The 17011-nt window shown below is 68.6% G+C and carries 14 protein-coding genes; 6 read left to right on the forward strand and 8 right to left on the reverse strand.

Features of this window, described 5'->3' with window-relative positions; all coding sequences use genetic code 11:
- Positions 1-124 precede the first annotated feature (124 nt).
- The 3 genes from VOI27_RS16555 to VOI27_RS16565 form a co-directional block, all read right to left on the reverse strand.
- Positions 125-3055, reverse strand: coding sequence for an error-prone DNA polymerase (locus VOI27_RS16555; RefSeq protein WP_323766525.1), 2931 nt, complete (start codon positions 3053-3055; stop codon positions 125-127).
- Between the two features lie 193 nt (positions 3056-3248).
- A complete protein-coding gene (locus VOI27_RS16560) occupies positions 3249-4490 on the reverse strand; it encodes an aminotransferase class V-fold PLP-dependent enzyme (protein ID WP_323766527.1) in 1242 nt (413 codons plus the stop codon).
- Positions 4491-4511: 21 nt separating this feature from the next.
- Positions 4512-5939, reverse strand: coding sequence for a pyridoxal phosphate-dependent decarboxylase family protein (locus tag VOI27_RS16565; RefSeq protein ID WP_323766529.1), 1428 nt, complete (start codon positions 5937-5939; stop codon positions 4512-4514).
- A 205-nt stretch (positions 5940-6144) separates the two neighbouring features.
- On the opposite strand from VOI27_RS16565, the gene VOI27_RS16570 reads away from it, so the two are divergent.
- The 4 genes from VOI27_RS16570 to VOI27_RS16585 are packed head-to-tail and all read left to right on the forward strand — an operon-like array spanning position 6145 to position 9599.
- Positions 6145-7035, forward strand: a complete 891-nt coding sequence (locus VOI27_RS16570) for a metal ABC transporter substrate-binding protein (RefSeq protein ID WP_323766531.1) — start codon at positions 6145-6147, stop codon at positions 7033-7035.
- A 1-nt stretch (position 7036) separates the two neighbouring features.
- Entirely contained in the window at positions 7037-7918 is an 882-nt protein-coding gene (locus VOI27_RS16575; RefSeq protein WP_416374686.1) for a manganese/iron ABC transporter ATP-binding protein, read from the forward strand.
- Positions 7919-7950: 32 nt separating this feature from the next.
- On the forward strand, positions 7951-8769 hold the full coding sequence (locus VOI27_RS16580; protein WP_323766647.1) for a metal ABC transporter permease: 819 nt from the start codon (positions 7951-7953) through the stop codon (positions 8767-8769).
- The gene (locus VOI27_RS16585; protein WP_323766535.1) at positions 8766-9599 is read left to right on the forward strand and encodes a metal ABC transporter permease; all 834 of its coding nucleotides are present in this window, start codon (positions 8766-8768) and stop codon (positions 9597-9599) included. Before VOI27_RS16580 ends, VOI27_RS16585 begins: the two co-directional genes overlap by 4 nt.
- Before the next feature lie 166 nt (positions 9600-9765).
- Here the strand turns inward: VOI27_RS16585 and VOI27_RS16590 are convergent, their stop codons facing one another.
- From VOI27_RS16590 to VOI27_RS16605, 4 genes are all read right to left on the reverse strand, one after another.
- The gene (locus VOI27_RS16590) at positions 9766-11091 is read right to left on the reverse strand and encodes a CoA transferase (RefSeq protein ID WP_323766537.1); all 1326 of its coding nucleotides are present in this window, start codon (positions 11089-11091) and stop codon (positions 9766-9768) included.
- Between the two features lie 63 nt (positions 11092-11154).
- Positions 11155-11466, reverse strand: coding sequence for a phosphoribosyl-ATP diphosphatase (locus VOI27_RS16595; protein ID WP_323766539.1), 312 nt, complete (start codon positions 11464-11466; stop codon positions 11155-11157).
- On the reverse strand, positions 11463-12224 hold the full coding sequence (gene hisF / locus VOI27_RS16600; protein ID WP_323766541.1) for an imidazole glycerol phosphate synthase subunit HisF: 762 nt from the start codon (positions 12222-12224) through the stop codon (positions 11463-11465). The genes VOI27_RS16595 and hisF overlap by 4 nt, the downstream gene beginning before the upstream one ends.
- Positions 12225-12281: 57 nt before the next feature.
- Positions 12282-13040 carry an ABC transporter permease gene (locus VOI27_RS16605; protein WP_323766543.1) on the reverse strand — a complete coding sequence of 253 codons (759 nt, stop codon included), beginning with the start codon at positions 13038-13040 and terminating at the stop codon, positions 12282-12284.
- Between the two features lie 104 nt (positions 13041-13144).
- Between VOI27_RS16605 and VOI27_RS16610 the strand changes: the two genes are divergently transcribed.
- Both VOI27_RS16610 and VOI27_RS16615 read left to right on the forward strand, forming a co-directional pair.
- Entirely contained in the window at positions 13145-15238 is a 2094-nt protein-coding gene (locus VOI27_RS16610; protein ID WP_323766545.1) for a 4Fe-4S binding protein, read from the forward strand.
- Positions 15235-16104 carry an FAD:protein FMN transferase gene (locus tag VOI27_RS16615; RefSeq protein ID WP_323766547.1) on the forward strand — a complete coding sequence of 290 codons (870 nt, stop codon included), beginning with the start codon at positions 15235-15237 and terminating at the stop codon, positions 16102-16104. Before VOI27_RS16610 ends, VOI27_RS16615 begins: the two co-directional genes overlap by 4 nt.
- A 2-nt stretch (positions 16105-16106) precedes the next feature.
- On the opposite strand, the gene VOI27_RS16620 is transcribed toward VOI27_RS16615, so the two are convergent.
- Positions 16107-17009, reverse strand: coding sequence for a substrate-binding periplasmic protein (locus tag VOI27_RS16620; protein ID WP_323766549.1), 903 nt, complete (start codon positions 17007-17009; stop codon positions 16107-16109).
- Between the last annotated feature and the right edge of the window lie 2 nt (positions 17010-17011).

Genomic DNA, 17011 nt, shown 5'->3' on the forward strand with positions numbered 1-17011 from the left:
GCGAAACAGGCCATCATCGCGGTCGCCCGCAAGCTTCTAACGATCCTCAACGCGATGCTGCGAACGGGCAAACCCTTCGACCCGAAAGCCGTCTGACACGCGGTGACCGATTACGGTTGCCGGGTCAGGCCCGGGACGGGGTTGGCGTGGGTCTCGGCTGGCGGGCGGGTGGTGTCAGGCGGTCGCGCAGCAGCGCCATCGGGTGGGCGCGCAGGGTCAGGCGCAGGGCGACGTAATCCTCGACCACCTCCTCGCCCAGGGTCATCGCCGGCAGGTTGGCGGCGGGCTCGTCGATCGCCTCGCCGTCGAGATCGCCGTCGAACAGCGGCAGCGTCTTGGGCGCGGTCAGCGCCTTGGCCTCCCAGAGCGCCTCGCGCCGGGTCATCAGCCCGGCAAAGCAGTCGGCTTCGGCCAGCCGCGCCAGCACCGGCGCGGTCAGACCGGCCCGGCGCCAGACATCGCCGACCCCGCGATAGCCGTTGCCGCGGGCGGCGGTGATCCAGTTGGCGTCCTCCTCGGCCAGCCCCTTGATCTGACGAAACCCCAGCCGCAGCGCCAGCCCGCCGCGGCCGTCGGGCTCCATCACGTTGTCCCAGTAGCTCGACTGGATGCAGACCGGCCGCACCACCACGCCATGTTCGCGCGCATCGCGGACGATCTGCGCCGGGGCGTAGAAGCCCATCGGCTGGGAATTGAGCAGCGCGCAGGCAAAGATGCCGGGGTGATGGCACTTGATCCAGGCCGAGGCATAGACCAAGAGCGCAAAGCTTGCCGCATGGCTCTCTGGGAAGCCGTAGGAGCCGAAGCCCTCGATCTGCGAGAAGCAGCGCTCGGAGAAGGCCTCGTCATAGCCGTTGCGCTTCATCCCGCGCATGAAACGGCTGCGGAACTCGCTGACATTGCCGAGCTTCTTGAAGGTGGCCAGCGCCCGGCGCAGCCGGTCGGCCTCTTCCGGGGTGAAGCCGGCGCCGACGATGGCGATCTGCATCGCCTGTTCCTGAAACAGCGGCACGCCGAGCGTCTTGCCCAGCACCTCGCCCAGGGCATCTGAGGGGAAGGAGACCTGCTCCTCGCCATTGCGGCGGCGGATGTAGGGATGCACCATGTCGCCCTGGATCGGGCCGGGGCGGATGATCGCGACCTCGATCACCAGGTCGTAGAAGCAGCGCGGCCGCATCCGCGGCAGGAAGTTCATCTGCGCCCGGCTTTCCACCTGGAACACCCCGATGCTGTCGGCGCGGCAGAGCATGTCATAGACCGCCGGGTCCTCTGGCGGCAGGGTGGCGAGCTGCCAGTCCTGGCCCCTGTGGCTCTTCAGCAGGTCGAAAGCCTTGCGGATGCAGGTCAGCATGCCGAGCGACAGCACGTCGACCTTGAGGATGCCGAGGCTGTCGATATCGTCCTTGTCCCAGCAGATGACGGTGCGGTCCTCCATGCTGGCGTTCTCGATCGGCACCAGTTCATCAAGCCGGCCCTCGGTGACGATGAAACCGCCGACGTGCTGGCTCAGGTGCCGGGGGAAGCCGATGATCTCCTGCATCAGCGACAGCGTCAGTCGGATCTGCGGGTCCTGCGGATCAAGCCCGATCTCGCGCAGCCGCTGGTCCTGCAGCCCGTCGGCGCCCCAGAAGCCCCAGAGCTGCGAGGACATGGCACCGATGGTGTCCTGGCTCAGGCCCATGGCGCTGCCCACCTCGCGGATCGCGCGCTTGCCGCGATAATGGATGACGGTGGCGCAAAGCCCGGCGCGGTGACGGCCGTAACGTGCGTAGATGTGCTGGATCACCTCTTCGCGGCGCTCGTGTTCGAAATCGACGTCGATGTCTGGCGGCTCGTCGCGCGCCTCTGAGACGAACCGCTCGAACACCATGGTGCCGATCTCGGGGGAGACCGAGGTGACACCGAGGCAGAAGCAGACCACGGAATTGGCGGCAGAGCCACGGCCCTGACAGAGGATGTCCCGCTCGCGGGCGAAGTGGACGATGTCGCGGACGGTGAGGAAATAGGGCTCGTAGTTCAGCTTGGAGATGAGCTGGAGTTCGTGCTCGAGCATCCGCCGCACCTTGTCCGGCGCGCCGTCGGGGTAGCGCCAGCGCAGCCCCTGATGGGCGAGACGCGACAGACGGCCGGCCGGGGTCTCGCCCTCGGCGATCTCTGACGGGTATTCGTAGCGCAGCGCGTCGAGCGAGAAGCGGCAGGCGCGGGCGAGGGCGCCGGCGCGGGTGATGGCCGTCTCGTGACCCTTGAACAGCCGGCGCATCTCGGCCTCGGAGCGCAGCCGGCGCTCGCCGTTGGGCTGGGCCAGGGCGCCGAGGGTTTCCACCGTGGTGCCTTCGCGGATGGCGCTGAGCACATCGGCCAGCCGGCGGCGCGGCCCGGCATGCATCAAAGGCGCGGCCGAGGCCAGGGTGGGCAGACCGAGACGCTCTGCGAGCCGCGCGAGACCATCGAAGCGGGCCGGATCGGTGCCGTCGTAGGCGGGAGTCATCAGAAGCGACATCTGCGCGCCAAAGCGGCGCGTCAGCTGCTGCGCCTGCGGCCACCATCCGTCCGCGCCGGGCGGCGTGCCCTGCGCCTGTGGCGGGCCGTGCAGCGCCAGGTGGAGGCCCTCGGCGCCCATCTCCAGCAGGTCGTTCAGGTGAAGGATGCAGCTGCCTTTCTCTGCCCTGAGCCGGCCGCGCGAGAGCAGACGGCAGAGGATCGCCCAGCCGCGGCGGCTCTGCACCAGGGCGGTGACCGACGGGGCATCGGTGAAGACCAGCCGGGCGGCGGGGATCAGCCGCGGCATGGCGGTGCGCAGCGGGCTTGGCGGGCCGGGCTTGGGCGCCGGCGGGCCGATCAGCCTGTGGGCGGCGTCGAAGGCCTGGCGTTCGCGGACCGCGCGGGCGATCTCGCGCGCCTGGGTATGGGCGCGGACGATGCCGGCGACGGAATTGTCATCGGCGATGGCAATCGCCGACAGATCGCAGCGCGCGGCACGCTGGATGAACTCCTCGGGGTGGGAGGCCCCGGTGAGGAAGGTGAAATTCGAGGTGATCGACAACTCGGCGAACATGGGACCTGGCAGCTTGGGCGAATCTTCGGAGAGCTGGCAGTATATTCATGTTTTGTTCTTGTTTGGAGTCCAGAGTCGGAGCCGGGGTGCAGGGTGCTGCGGAAGGAGGGGGCGCTGCCCCCGTCCTTGCAGGACTCCCCCGAGGGTATTTGTGAACAGAAGAAGGATCAGGAAGATAAAGCCAATCGGGGCGCTATGACATGTCCTTCATCGCGGCGAGGAAGGCGGCGACCTCGGCGAGGCTGTTGTAATGGCACATCGAGACCCGGATGCAGGAGGGCTGGCCCAGCGGGTCGAGGATGTTGCCGGAGTAGTGGTCCGCCTTGCGGGTATGGGTGCGGATGCCCTGGGCGTTGAGCGCGGCGACGATGTCTTCGGAGGGCACGCCTTCGCGCCAGAAGCTGACCAGGCCTTCGCGCGCCGGGTTGTCGATGCCGCCGACGATATGGACGCCGGGCAGCTCGGCCAGACCGGGCAGGTTGCCGGTGCCGTGCAGCATGGCATCGGTGAGCGCCTTTTCGTGGTCGTGGATGGCGGCACCGGCGGCGAGGATGCGGGCGCGGCGGTCTTCGGCGTCGGAGACCTGGGTGCCGAGCCAGTCGAAGTAGCCGACCACGTCGGAGAAGGTGGCATAGGCACCGGTGTCGCGGGTGCCGAACTCCCAGTTCTCCTCGGGCCCGCCGGTGAGGCCTTCGAGTCGGAGTTTCGAGACCCGGTCGGAGACCCAGGCAATGCCGTAGCCGTGGCGCGAGAAGACCTTGTAGGGCGAGATCACGTAGCCGTCGATATCGTAGCTGTCGATGTCGATCCGGCCGTGGCTGGCGTGCTGGATGCCGTCGACGAAGATCAGGCAGTCCGGCGCCTTGGCGCGGATCGCGGCGACGATTGCCGGCAGGTCCATCGCCATGCCGGTGACCGGCGAGGTGTGCAGGATGGTGGCGACGGCGGTGTCCTGGCTGACCTGCGCGGCATAGGCCTCGGCGGTGACCAGCCCGGTGGCGTCGTCATGCGGCACCAGGATGTGGTCGCGCCCCGAGACATCCGCCCATTTGGCCGCCGCCGAGCGCGAGGCGGGATGTTCCACCGTCGCGCCCAGCACCGGACCGGAGCGGGCGCCGAGGATCATCGCGCGCAGCAGACGGAAGGTCAGCTCGGTACCGCTCTCGCCGACGAAGAACTGCCCCGACGAGGCACCGAAAAAGGTCGCCATGTCGGCCTTGGCGGCGTTGATGGTGGCGACCAGCGCATGGGCGGCGGGGTTGTCGCGGCCCTGATTGTCGGGGATGGCGGCGAACCTGGTCGAGGTTTCGACCACGGAGTTCAGGGTCAGCGCGCCGCCGGCGTTTTCAAAGAAGACGCGGGGGCCCTGGAAGGGGCAGTCGTCGACATGGGCAAAGCGGGCGCGGATCTCGGAAAGCAGGCTGTCGGAAAACATGGGGGAGCTCCCTGGTTTGGGCTATGCGGCCGGGGCAAGGGCACGCGCCTTGCGGGCAACGGCGGCGATGGCGGCGTCGATGTCCTCTGGCGTGGTGCGGTGATTGGCGATGGCGGCGCGCAGGCAGGTGATGCCGCGGGCCTCGGTGGTGGAAAAGACCGCCGTGCCGTCGAGTTGCAGGGCGGAGGCCACGGCCTTGTTGAGGGTCGATTGCGCCTCTGGCGGCAGGCTGGCCCCGGCGGTGAAGACGCAGAGGTTGGAGATCACCGGTGCCATCAGCGCCATGTCGGGCTGGTCGGTGACCGCCGCACCCATGCGGGCGGCGGCGCGGCAATTGGCGGTGATGGCGGCGCCGAGCCGGGCCGCGCCGTAGGTTTCGATCGCGGTCCAGACCTTGAGCGCCCGGGCGCCGCGCGACAGGTCGGTGCCGAAATCGCAGAACCACGGATCGCCGCCGGACAGCCCCGCGCCATGGCTGGCGAGATAGGCGGGGCGGGCGGCGAAGGTGGCGTAATGCTCGGCCTGGTCGCGGATCAGGCAGAGGCCGCAGTCATAGGGCACGTACATCCACTTGTGGAAGTCGCAGGCCAGGCTGTCGGCGCGGTCGATGCCCTCGGTCAGGCCGCGCCAGGGCGGCTCGGCGAGACGGGCCCAGGCGCCGAAAGCCCCGTCGATGTGCAGCCAGAGCGCCTCGTCGCGGGCAATGTCGGCCAGACCGTTCAGGTCGTCGAACCGGCCGAAATCGACCGAGCCGGCGGTGCCGATGATGGCGAAAGGCGTGGCGCCCTCGGCGCGGTCGCGGGCAATGGCGGCGCGCAGGGCGGCGAGGTCGATGCCGCGGTCGTCTTCGGGGATGCGGCGCAGGTTGTCGGCGCCGATGCCCAGCAGCTCGATCGCCTTGGCCGAGGCCGTGTGCACCCCGGCACCGGCATAGGCGGTGAGCCGGGACTGCACCCCCCTGCGGCGCACCTCGGGGCCCAGCGCCCGCTGTCGGGCGGTGGCCAGCGCGATGACCGTGGCCTGAGAGGTGCCGGTGACCAGCACGCCAGAGGCGGTCTCGGGGAAGCCCATCACGCCGCGGGTCCAGTCGATCACCGCGCGTTCGACATGGATCATGCCGTGGTCGCGGCCGCCGCAATTGGCGTTGATCGTCGCCGCCGCCATTTCCGACAACAGCCCCGAGGCCAGACCGGTGCCATGCACCCAGCCCCAGAACCGCGGATGGGTGTTGCCGGTGCCATAGGGCAGCATGTCGTCGATCAGCCGCTGGGCCGTGGCCGCCTCGCCATGGCCCGTGCCGGTCAGCGCATAGCGCTCGCGGGTTGCCTCGGGCAGCGGCTGCCAGGGATGGGCGCGCGCCTCGGCCAGGCGGTCGATGCAGGCATCGAGCAGGGCATGGGCGCTCTTGCGGAAATCGTCCCAGTTCTCAGGGTCGAGCGTGTCGGTCATCGGCGGCGTCTCGTGTTTTTCGGGGAGCATAGGGACGTGGGGGCGCCATGCAAGCCGAGATCGGCGCGGGCGGGCGCTGTCGGGTTGTCCGCCGCGGGGTGGCTTCGCGCAACGCAGCTTTGAATGAGAATGGTTCTCAATTTCATTGACATTGCGCCAGCCACGGGCATATTTGCCGAAAGACCCATTGATTCAGGAGAGCGTGATGCTGCGACAGATGATTGCCGGGGTGGCGCTGACCTCTGCCCTGACCTGGGCCGGGGCGGCGTCGGCGCAGGAGTTCAAGGTGGTCACCACCTTCACAGTGATCGCCGACATGGCGCAGAACGTCGCCGGTGACGCCGCCGAGGTTGTCTCGGTCACCAAGCCCGGCGCCGAGATCCACGGCTACGATCCGACGCCGCGCGACCTGGTTGGTGCGATTGATGCCGACCTGGTGTTGTGGAACGGCATGAACCTCGAGCTCTGGTTCGAGCAGTTTCTCGGCAACCTCGGCGACAAGCCCTCGGTGGTGGTCAGCAAAGGCGTCGAGGAAATCCCGATCTCTGAGGGCGCATACGAGGGCATGCCCAATCCGCATGCCTGGATGTCACTGGACAACGCCTTGATCTATGTCGACAATATCCGCGATGCCCTGGCAGAGCACGACCCGGAGAATGCCGAGACCTATGCCGCCAACGCCCAAGACTACAAGGCGCGGATCACCGCGGCCATTGCCCCGCTGCGCGAGATGATCGCCGAGGTGCCCGAGGGCCAGCGCTGGCTGGCGACCTGCGAGGGGGCGTTTTCCTATCTGGCGCGGGATTTCGGGCTGAGCGAGGTCTATCTCTGGCCGATGAACGCCGACCAGATCGGCACGCCGCAGCAGGTGCGGCGGATGATCGACACCATCCGCGAACGGGAAATTCCGGTGGTGTTCTGCGAAAGCACGGTCAACACTGACCCCGCGAAGCAGGTCGCCCGCGAAACCGGGGCGCGCTATGGCGGCGAGCTCTATGTCGACAGCCTGTCAGAGGCCGACGGCCCGGTGCCGACCTATCTCGACCTGCTTCGGGTGACGACCGAAATAGTGGTGAACGGATTGACGGGTGAGTAGAATAGAAGCCGATGCCTTCGACAGCGCGGGCCTCTGGGTCCGCGATCTGGCGGTGACCTATCGCAACGGGGTCACCGCGCTGAAATCCGCGAGCTTCGCGGTGCCAAGGGGCTCGATCGCAGCGCTCGTCGGTATCAACGGCGCCGGAAAATCGACCCTGTTCAAGGCGATCATGGGCTTTCTGCCGGCCGCCAAGGGCGAGATCGGCATTCTCGGGCAGGGGGTCAAAGCCTCGCTGAAACAGGGGCTTGTGGCCTATGTGCCGCAGGCCGAGGAGGTTGACTGGACCTTCCCGGTGCTGGTCGAGGACGTGGTGATGATGGGCCGGTTCGGCCGCATGGGCCTGTTGCGCATCCCCTCTGCCACCGACAGGGCGGCGGTGCAGACCGCGCTCGACCGGGTCGGCATGCAGGCCTATCGCAAGCGCCAGATCGGCGAGCTCTCCGGCGGCCAGCGCAAGCGGGTGTTCCTGGCCCGGGCGCTGGCGCAGGAGGGCGAGGTGATCCTGCTCGACGAGCCCTTTACCGGCGTCGACGTGCAGACCGAAGAGGCGATCATCGCCCTGCTGCGCGAGCTGCGCGACGAGGGCAAGGTGATGCTGGTCTCGACCCACAACCTCGGCTCGGTGCCGGAGTTCTGCGACCAGGTGGTGCTGGTGAAAGGCACGGTGCTGAACTACGGGCCGACGCCTGAAGTCTTCACCCAGAGCAACCTCGAGGCGGCCTTTGGCGGGGTGCTGAGGCATTTCGTCCTCGGCGGCGCCGATCTGCATGATGACGAGGACACCCGCGCGGTGACCATCCTCAGCGACGACGAGCGGCCCTTCGTGATGTATGACGACCAGGCCCGCACCGTCGGGCCGAAGAGCGAGGAGGAGGAGTGAGCCTGCTGCTCGAACCTTTCGGCTATGGCTACATGACCAACGCCATGTGGGTCTCGGCGCTGGTCGGCGCGGTCTGCGCCTTTCTGTCGGCCTATCTGATGCTCAAGGGCTGGTCGCTGATCGGCGACGCGCTGAGCCATTCCATCGTGCCCGGGGTCGCCGGCGCCTATATGCTGGGGCTGCCCTTCGCGCTGGGCGCCTTTCTGTCGGGTGGGCTGGCGGCCGGGGCGATGCTGTTTCTCAACCAGCGCAGCGGGCTCAAGGAAGACGCGATCATCGGCATCATCTTCACCAGCTTCTTCGGGCTGGGGCTGTTCATGGTCTCGGTCTCGCCGGTCTCGGTCGACGTGCAGACCATCATCCTCGGCAACGTCCTGGCGATAACGCCTGAGGACACGCTGCAACTGGCGGTGATCGGCTTCGTCTCGCTGGCGGTGCTGCTGGTGAAATGGAAGGACCTGATGGTCGCCTTCTTCGACGAGAACCACGCCCGCTCGATCGGCCTTCGCCCGGAGCGGCTGCGCTTCGTGTTCTTCGTGCTGCTCTCGGCCTCCTGCGTGGCGGCGCTGCAGACCGTCGGCGCCTTTCTGGTGATCGCCATGGTAGTGACGCCGGGCGCCACCGCCTACCTGCTGGCCGACCGCTTCCCGGTGCTGCTGGTGATCTCGGTGACGATCGGCGCGGTGACGTCCTTCGTCGGCGCCTATGCCTCGTATTTCCTCGACGGGGCGACCGGTGGCATCATCATCACCCTGCAGACGGCGGTGTTCCTCCTGGCCTTCTTCTTTGCACCGAAACACGGGCTGCGCGCGGCGCGGGCCCGTGCGGCGCGGGACTTGCAGGAGGCATGATGGACCAGCTGCTCCTGCCCTTCCAGTTCCCCTTCATGCAGAATGCCTTTCTGGTGGCGCTGCTCTTGGCCGCGCCGACCGCGATCCTGAGCTGTTTCCTGGTGCTCAAGGGCTGGTCGCTGATGGGCGACGCGGTGAGCCATGCGGTGCTGCCGGGGGTGGTTCTGGCCTATATGCTGGGCATCCCGCTGATCATCGGCGCGTTCGCGGCCGGGATGACCTGCGCGCTGGCCACCGGCTATCTCAACGCCAATTCCCGGATCAAGCAGGACACGGTGATGGGGGTGGTGTTCTCGGGCATGTTCGGGGTCGGGATGGTGCTCTATGTCAAGGTAGAGACCAATGTGCACCTCGATCACATCCTCTTCGGCAACATGCTGGGGGTCGGGTCTGGCGATCTCTGGACCGCCGGGATCATCGGTGCCTTCGTTACCGTGGTGCTGATCCTGAAATGGAAGGACCTGCTGCTGCATGCCTTCGATCCGGCGCAGGCCCAGGCCATCGGGCTGCCGGTGGGCTGGCTGCATTACGGGCTGCTGTCGATCCTGTCGCTGACCATTGTCGCGGTGCTGAGCGCGGTGGGGCTGATCCTGGCCATCGGGTTGTTGATCGCGCCGGGGGCAGTGGCCTTCCTGCTGACCCGCGAGTTCCGCCACATGCTGGCGGCGGCGGTGGCGGTCAACCTGACGGCGATGCTGGGCGGGGTCTATGCCAGCTTCTGGCTCGACAGCGCGCCGGCACCGACGGTGATCCTGATGCTGACGGGGTGGTTCATCCTGGCGTTTGGCTGGCGGCAATGGCGCAATGCGCGGCGCGAGAGCGTGGTGTGAGATTTGCCGGCCGGGCCGCGGGGAGCTGGCTGCGGGCGCCTCCGGCGGGAGTTTGTTCGGCAAGATGAAGCTGGAGCGGGGCGTGCCGTCGGACCGTTCGGGCGGTGGTGACGGAGGGCGGTTCGGGCGCGCGTTTGGCGTGTGCTGCGCTCTTGCGGTCAGCGGGTCAGGCCCAGGCGGGGGCGTGGCGGCGGACCGGGCCGGTGGCGAGGCGCCAGACCGGCGGCTGGCCGTTGACGGTGAGCGGTGGGCGCAGGCGCTGTGCCGGGCCCCAGCCGGTGGCTTCGGGGTCGGGCGCGAAATCCTCGGGGGTGGCGGTGATCGGATGCTCTGGTGACAGGCTGCCGGGGGCGGACTTCAGGCATTCGGCGGTGCGGGCCAGCGAGAGCTCGGCGCGGGTGGTGCGGCCCTCGGCACGGCGGGCGAGGCCGCGCAGGGCGGCGGCGGCCAGCAGGTAGCCGGTGCCGTGGTCAAGCGCCTGCACCGGCAGCGGCAGGGGGCGGTCGAGACCGGCCTGCTGCCTGCCGAGGGCGGCGATGCCACAGGACATCTGCACCAGTGAATCAAAGCCGCGGCGTTCGCCCCAGGGACCGGAGCGGCCATAGGCCGAGAGGCTGACGTCGATCAGTCCGGGGTTGAGGGCGCGGCGGGCCTCGGCGCCAAACCCCAGCCCCTCGAGCGCGCCGGGACGGTAACCGTGCAGCAACATGTCGGCCGAGGCGAGCAGCCGGCGAAAGGTCTCGCGGTCCTCGCTGCGGGTGAGGTCGAGGCCGGCGCAGCGCTTGCCGAGGTTGACCTCTGCCTCGGCGGCGGGCTCTGACCAATGCGGCGGATCAATGCGCAGCACCTCGGCGCCGAACCCGGCAAGCAAGCGCGTCGCCACGGGGCCGGCGAGCACCCGCGTCAGATCGAGTACCTTCAGCCCGGCAAGGCGGGCCGGCCGGGCCTCGCACGCCTCTGACCGGTGCCAACGCACCAGCGGTTCGGCGGCGACGGCGCGGCCTTGCGGGTGGGCGCGCCACGCGTCCGGGCTGTGCAGGGCGGCGGCGCAGCCCTTGGCGGCAACGATAGCGCTCTCCAGCGCTTCGGCCTGCCAGCGGCTGACGGCGCTGCGCACCGCCTCGGGCTCCGGCGCGCAGCCCAGCACCGAGAGCGCGGCGTCGCGGTGATGCGGGGCATTGGTGTGCAGCCGGATGAAGCCGTCGGCGGTGGCGTAGTTGCCGGCCAGCGGATCCCAGATCGAGGGCATCTCCCAGCCTGTGGGCCGCAGGCTCATGTCGAACCAGAGCGAGGCGAGACGGCGGTCGACCGTGACCGCCTCGGCGCCCCTGCCGTCGAGCCTGGCCAGCGCGGTGCCGGCGGCGGCGACGGTCGCAGCGGCGAAATCGCTGACCGCGTGCACCGAGGGCAGGGCGCCTGTGCCGGTCTCCTGGAAGGGCGCGGGCGTGAGGTCCAGAGCCCGGGTGATCTCGGGCCAGTAGGGATTGGTCATGGCGCGCTCCGGCTGCGGTTTGGCGCAGGGTAGGCGCCGGAGCCGCCGGAGGGCAAGCCGCGCCTAGCTGCGGGCGTTCTTTTCAGCGATGCCGGAGGTGCCCTGGCGGCGGGCCAGCTCTGCCAGCACGTCGTCGAGCGCAATGTCGCGCGCGGCCAGCATCACCAGCAGGTGATAGAGCACGTCGGCGGCCTCGTAAGTGAGGTTTTCGGCGTCGCCCTTGGCGGCGGCGATGATCGCTTCGATCGCCTCCTCGCCGAACTTCTCGGCGCATTTCTCCGGCCCCTTGGCGAGCAGCTTGGCGGTCCAGGAGCTCTCGGGGTCGGCGCTCTTGCGCGCTGCGATCACCGTCTCGAGGTCGTGCAGAACGCTCATGTCAGCCTCATCGGGATGCCGGCGGCGGCCATGTGATGCTTGGCCTCGGCGATGGTGTGATCGCCGAAATGGAAGATCGAGGCGGCAAGCACCGCCGACGCACCGCCTTGGGTGACGCCTTCGACCAGGTGGTCGAGTGTGCCGACCCCGCCAGAGGCAATGACCGGCACCGTGACCGCATCCGAGATCGCCCGGGTCAGCGGCAGGTTGAAGCCGGCACGCGTGCCGTCGCGGTCCATCGAGGTCAGCAGGATTTCCCCGGCGCCCTTCTCGGTGACCTGTCGGGCGAACTCCACCGCGTCGATGCCGGTGGGCTTGCGGCCGCCGTGGGTGAAGATCTCCCACTTGCCGGGGGCGACGGTCTTGGCGTCGATGGCGCAGACGATGCACTGGCTGCCGAACTGGTCGGCGGCCTCGGCGATGACGTCGGGGTTGGCCACCGCCGCCGAATTGAAGCTCACCTTGTCGGCCCCGGCCAGCAGCAGCTTGCGGACGTCACCCGCGGTGCGGACGCCGCCGCCGACGGTCAGCGGGATGAAGCAATGCTCGGCGGTGCGCTGCACCACCTCCATCATCACGCCGCGGTTTTCATGCGTGGCGTGGATGTCGAGAAAGCAGAGCTCGTCGGCGCCGGCCAGATCATAGGCGCGGGCCGATTCAACCGGGTCGCCGGCATCGCGCAGGTCGACGAAGTTCACGCCTTTGACGACGCGGCCATCGGCGACGTCCAGGCAGGGGATGATGCGGGTCTTGAGCATGGGGGTCTCTTACGGCCTGACAGAGGGCGGGGCAAGCTGGCTGTTGACGCCGCGGCCTCAGGCCCGGCGCCAGCGGGTGACGCGGGCCTCGAAGCCGGTGATCACCGTCAGTTCCAGCAGCAGCATCAGCGCCACGAAGCTGAGCGCATAGGCCAGCACGTAGCCGGTCTCAAAAAGCTGAAAGTAGAGGTGGATCTGGAAGCCCACGCCATTGCTGCGGCCGAGGAACTCGACCACCAGAACGATCTTCCAGATGATCGCCAGACCGTTGCGGGTGGAGGCGGCGACATAGGGCCAGAGCTGCGGCAGGATCACGTGAAGCAGCCGCCGGGCAAAGGGCATGTCGAAGGCGCGGGTCATGTCGCGCAGCTTGGGGTCGAGCGCCTGCACGCCCTCGCGGATGGTGGTGGCGACCATGGCGGTCTTGTTCAGCGCCACGGCGGTGATCGCCGCCACCTCGTTCAGGCCGATCCAGAGATAACAGAGCACGATCACCACCAGCGCCGGGATGTTGAGAGCCACCACCAGCCAGACCGAGAACCAGCGGTTGAGCCTGTCGTTCAGCCCCATTGCCAGCCCGATTCCCATGCCAAAGCCCATCGCCAGCGCAAAGGCGGCAAAGACCCGGGCAAGTGTGGCGGCCAGATGGCCCTGCAATTCGCCAGACGCGACCTCGTGCGCGAAGATTTGCCAGACCGCCAGCGGGCCGGGCAGCACCGAGGGGTCATCGCCCCACCAGGCCGCCAGCGCCCAGAGCACGACCAGCGCGGCGAGCGAGATCACGACGACCGGGGTCTGTGCCTGTGGCTCCTGCATGGCGGTGAGTTTGTCACATCTGCCGGCGGCACCAAAGCCGAAAGCCGGGCGCTGGTACCATGGTCGCATAGGGCCGCGCCGCTGCCGGGCGTAGCGTATCGCCCATGTTGGGAGGACGGATCATTCGGGCGCTGGCCCTGTCGATGGCGCTTGGCGTGGCGGCGCTGGCACAGGCGGCCGAGACGCTGGGCCGCGAGGCGCTGGCGCCCTATATCGCGCCGCCGATGAGCCTTGGCGAACGGATCAACGACAAGGGCGTCTGGCAGCTCTTGAACTCCGGCGGCGCCGAGGCGGGCTATGTGTTCGAGACCGAGCCGATGGCGCCCCTGCCGGGGTTTTCCGGTGCGGCGATCAACCTGCTGGTGGTGCTCGACCTCGACGGTCGGTTCCTCGACGTGCAGCTTTTGTCGCACAATGAGCCGATCTTCGTCTCCGGCCTGCCGGAAAAGCTGTTCTACGATTTCTTCAAGCAGTACCGCGGCCATTCGATTTCCGACACGCTGGTCGTGGGCTCGCCCTATGGCGCCGGCGGCGAAGGCTCGGCGCTGGTCTATCTCGACGGGGTGACCAAGGGCACCGCCTCGGTGCGGATCGCGCATGAGAGCATCCTGGCCGCCGCGCTGCAGGTCGCGCGCGAGAAGATGAGCGGCATCTCGACCGGCCCGCCGGCCCATCCCGACCGCGACCACCACGAGGACCTGACATGGGACGATCTGCTGGCGCAGGGCATCGTCACCCGCAAGACCGTCAGCAATGCCGAGATCGACGCCGCCTTTGCCGGCACGCTCTGGGAGGATGATGACCCCGCCGCGCGCGATGCCCCGGAGGCGCCCTATCTCGATCTCTGGGTGGTCGATCTTGGCCCGCCGTCGATTGCGCAGGCGGTGCTGAGCCCGGGCAGCTACGACGAGTTGCAGGGCCTGATGGCAATTGCCACCACCGACGAGCCGGTGCTGGTGATCGACACCGCGCGCCACGGGCTGGTGACCGAGCGCTTCGTGCGCAACACCTCGCCAGACCTGATCAGCGCCACGCAGGGCGGCTTTCCCATCGCCTTTCGCGACGCTGACATCTACATCGAGCTGAACGATGCCCTGCCCGAGGAACTGCACGACGGCGCGGCGCTGATCCTGCGCACCGACCGGCGGCTGGGGTTTGATCCCACGGCCGAGTGGACCCTTCAGATCAAGGCGTTGCGCGCGCATGGCTCGTTCCAGCCCGAGCTCGGCAGCGTCACGCTGGAGGCCAGCCACAAGACGCCGGAGCGGTTCTTTTCCCGCCCGGAGGTCATCATGCCGGTGCCGCCCTGGGTCGAGGCGCTGCGCAACCGTCAGGGGGATCTGGTGGTGCTGGCGCTGTTTCTGACCGCGCTGCTGGCGGTCTTGAGCCTTGGCATGAGCCGGCTGGCCGGGCACCGTCTGTTCACCCCGATCCGCCTCGCCCTCCTCGCCTTTGTCACCGGGTTCATCGGTTGGTGGGGGCAAGGGCAGCTCTCGATTGCCACGCCGCTGGCGGTGGCGCGCACCGGGCTCGAGGGCGGCAGCCTCGCCTTCCTGCTCTACGATCCGTTTTCGCTGGTGATCTGGGGCGTGACCCTCATAGGCTTCGTGTTCTGGGGCCGGGGGTTGTTTTGCGGCTGGCTCTGCCCCTTCGGTGCCCTGCAGGAGTTCGCCAGCCACATCGGACGGCTGCTGCGCCTGCCGCAGATCGAGCCGAGCGCAGTCTGGGACCGCAGGCTCAAGGGGCTGAAATACCTGGTGCTGGCCGGGCTGGTGGCGCTGCTCCTTGCTGCCCCTGCCGCGCTTGATGCCGCCATCGAGGTCGAGCCGTTCAAGACCGCGATCACCACCTTCTTTGTCCGCGAGTGGTATTACGTCGCCTATGCGGCGGCGCTGCTGGTGCTGTCGATGGTGCTGTTCAAGGGCTTCTGCCGCTACCTCTGCCCCTTGGGCGCGGTGATGGCGATCGGCGGGCTGGTGCGCGGGCGCGACTGGATCGCCCGACGCGAGGCCTGCGGATCGCCCTGCCAGCTCTGCCGGGTGAACTGCCGCTACGGCGCCATCAAGAAAAGCGGAGAGATCGCCTATTCCGAATGCTTCCAGTGTCTTGATTGCGTGACGATCCATGATGACCCGCGCCAGTGCGTGCCGCTGATCCTCGCCGCCCGGCGCCGCAAGCCGGAGATTGCCGCCGAATGAGACCGACCCGCCGCCGATTCCTTGCCATTGCCGCCGGTTTCGCCGCCACCCCCGCCATGGCGCAGCGCCACAGTTGGCGCGGCCGGGCCTTCGGGGCTGAGATCGCCATCGTGTTGCAGGGGTCGCGCGCGCAGACCGGTCCCGCGCTGCAGGCGGCGCAGCGGGTGATCGCCGAGGTCGAGGCCATGTTCAGCCTGTACCAGCCGTCGGATCTGGTCCGACTGAACCGCGCGGGGTGGCTGGTGCCTGCGCCGCGGTTCCTTGCGCTGATGCAGGCCGCCGACCGGGCGCATCGGCTGACCGGCGGGCTGTTCGATCCGACGGTGCAGCCGCTCTGGTCCGCGCTCAGCCGGGGGGAAGACCCGGCGGCCGCCGCCGCGCTGATCGGCTGGGACAGGCTGCGGTTCAGCGCCGAGGACATCCGCCTCGCGCCGGGACAGGCGCTCACCTTCAACGGCATTGCCCAGGGCTTTGCGACCGATCTGGTGGCAGAGGCATTGGCGGCGCAGGGGGTCGACCGGACGCTGATCAACATCGGCGAATTCCGCGCCGGCGGCGGGCCGTACCGGCTGGGTCTGGCCGATCCGCTGCATGGCGCGCTGGGCGCGATCAGCCTGTCAGACGGCGCGGTGGCCACCTCCAGCCCGCTGGCGACGCCGCTGGGCGAGACCGGCCATATCCTGCACCCGCGCGCCCGCCCGCTCTGGTCGTCGGTGACGGTCGAGGCAGAGACGGCGGTGCTGGCCGATGCGCTCTCGACCGCGCTGGTGCTGGCGCCACTGGAACAGGTGCGCGAGGTCCGCCGCGCGGTCGGGGTGCGGCGGGTGCTGCTGGTCGATCCGGCCGGCGATCTGACCAGCCTCTGATCTCAGCGCTCCGGCGGCTGGTGGGTCAGGCCGTGGTTCGCGTAGATCTGCGCGATCCGCCCGTCCTGCAGCGCGTGGTTAATCGCGTCATCCACCGCGTAGGACAGCGGCCGATAGGCAAAGTTCACCGCCACGCCCAGCGTCCATTTGCTCACCGCGAAGCCGGCCAGCGGCGGCTGGTGCACGCCAAACGCTGCGGTCAGCCCGTGTTCGAGCTGGCCCAGCGGGCCGGTCACCGCCTTGACCTCGCCCGCCGCCAGCGCCGCCATCGCCGATCCCATGTGGGGATAGCGGCGGATGTTGCCGCGCATCTGGCCGCCGGCCAAGCCCGAGAGATAGAAATCCGAGATCGAATCGTTCTCGACGCCGACGGTGTCGAAGCGGAAATAGGCCGGCACCGGCTTGTCCTCGGGATAGGACGCGCGGTCATAGGCGATCGCGATGCTCTCTCCGGCATATTGCCCGGTAAAGACCACCTGCTCGACCCGGCACTTGAAGGCGCTGTCATAGGGCACGCGCATCATCACGTTGGACACCCGGCCGCCGATCACCGCGCCTTTCCAGATGTTGTTGCGAAGGTCGGCCTCCAGCGTCTCGCCGGCGGCGACGAAGGTGAACCGCGCCTCGACGCCGAGGTCCTCGGCGATCAGCTGGGCGATCTCGACATCGACGCCGCGCGGGGTGCTGCCGTCTTCCCAGCTGTAGGGCGGGTAGTCCTCGTAGACCGCGAAGAGCATGTGTCCGCGCTCGCGGATCACGTCGAGCTCTTGCCCCACCACGTCGCGCCCGGTGTTCTGCGGCCTGGGCTGCGGCACGTAGTCGGCGCAGGGGTCAGCGGCATGGGCCTGCCCCGCGAAGGACAGGCCCAGCGCCAGCAAGGAGGCGGAGAGGGCCTTGCGCAACATCG

The organism is Marinovum sp., assembly GCF_034669705.1.
In the GTDB taxonomy this organism is placed as follows: Bacteria; Pseudomonadota; Alphaproteobacteria; order Rhodobacterales; family Rhodobacteraceae; genus Marinovum.

Bases quoted from the DNA above. Each gene is read 5' to 3' on its own strand.
- VOI27_RS16555 (WP_323766525.1), bottom strand. From the start codon at position 3,055: ATGTTCGCCGAGTTGTCGATCACCTCGAATTTCACCTTCCTCACCGGG.
- VOI27_RS16560 (WP_323766527.1), bottom strand. From the start codon at position 4,490: ATGTTTTCCGACAGCCTGCTTTCCGAGATCCGCGCCCGCTTTGCCCAT.
- VOI27_RS16565 (WP_323766529.1), bottom strand. From the start codon at position 5,939: ATGACCGACACGCTCGACCCTGAGAACTGGGACGATTTCCGCAAGAGC.
- VOI27_RS16570 (WP_323766531.1), top strand. From the start codon at position 6,145: ATGCTGCGACAGATGATTGCCGGGGTGGCGCTGACCTCTGCCCTGACC.
- VOI27_RS16580 (WP_323766647.1), top strand. From the start codon at position 7,951: ATGACCAACGCCATGTGGGTCTCGGCGCTGGTCGGCGCGGTCTGCGCC.
- VOI27_RS16585 (WP_323766535.1), top strand. From the start codon at position 8,766: ATGATGGACCAGCTGCTCCTGCCCTTCCAGTTCCCCTTCATGCAGAAT.
- VOI27_RS16590 (WP_323766537.1), bottom strand. From the start codon at position 11,091: ATGACCAATCCCTACTGGCCCGAGATCACCCGGGCTCTGGACCTCACG.
- VOI27_RS16595 (WP_323766539.1), bottom strand. From the start codon at position 11,466: ATGAGCGTTCTGCACGACCTCGAGACGGTGATCGCAGCGCGCAAGAGC.
- hisF (WP_323766541.1), bottom strand. From the start codon at position 12,224: ATGCTCAAGACCCGCATCATCCCCTGCCTGGACGTCGCCGATGGCCGC.
- VOI27_RS16605 (WP_323766543.1), bottom strand. From the start codon at position 13,040: ATGCAGGAGCCACAGGCACAGACCCCGGTCGTCGTGATCTCGCTCGCC.
- VOI27_RS16610 (WP_323766545.1), top strand. From the start codon at position 13,145: ATGTTGGGAGGACGGATCATTCGGGCGCTGGCCCTGTCGATGGCGCTT.
- VOI27_RS16615 (WP_323766547.1), top strand. From the start codon at position 15,235: ATGAGACCGACCCGCCGCCGATTCCTTGCCATTGCCGCCGGTTTCGCC.
- VOI27_RS16620 (WP_323766549.1), bottom strand. From the start codon at position 17,009: ATGTTGCGCAAGGCCCTCTCCGCCTCCTTGCTGGCGCTGGGCCTGTCC.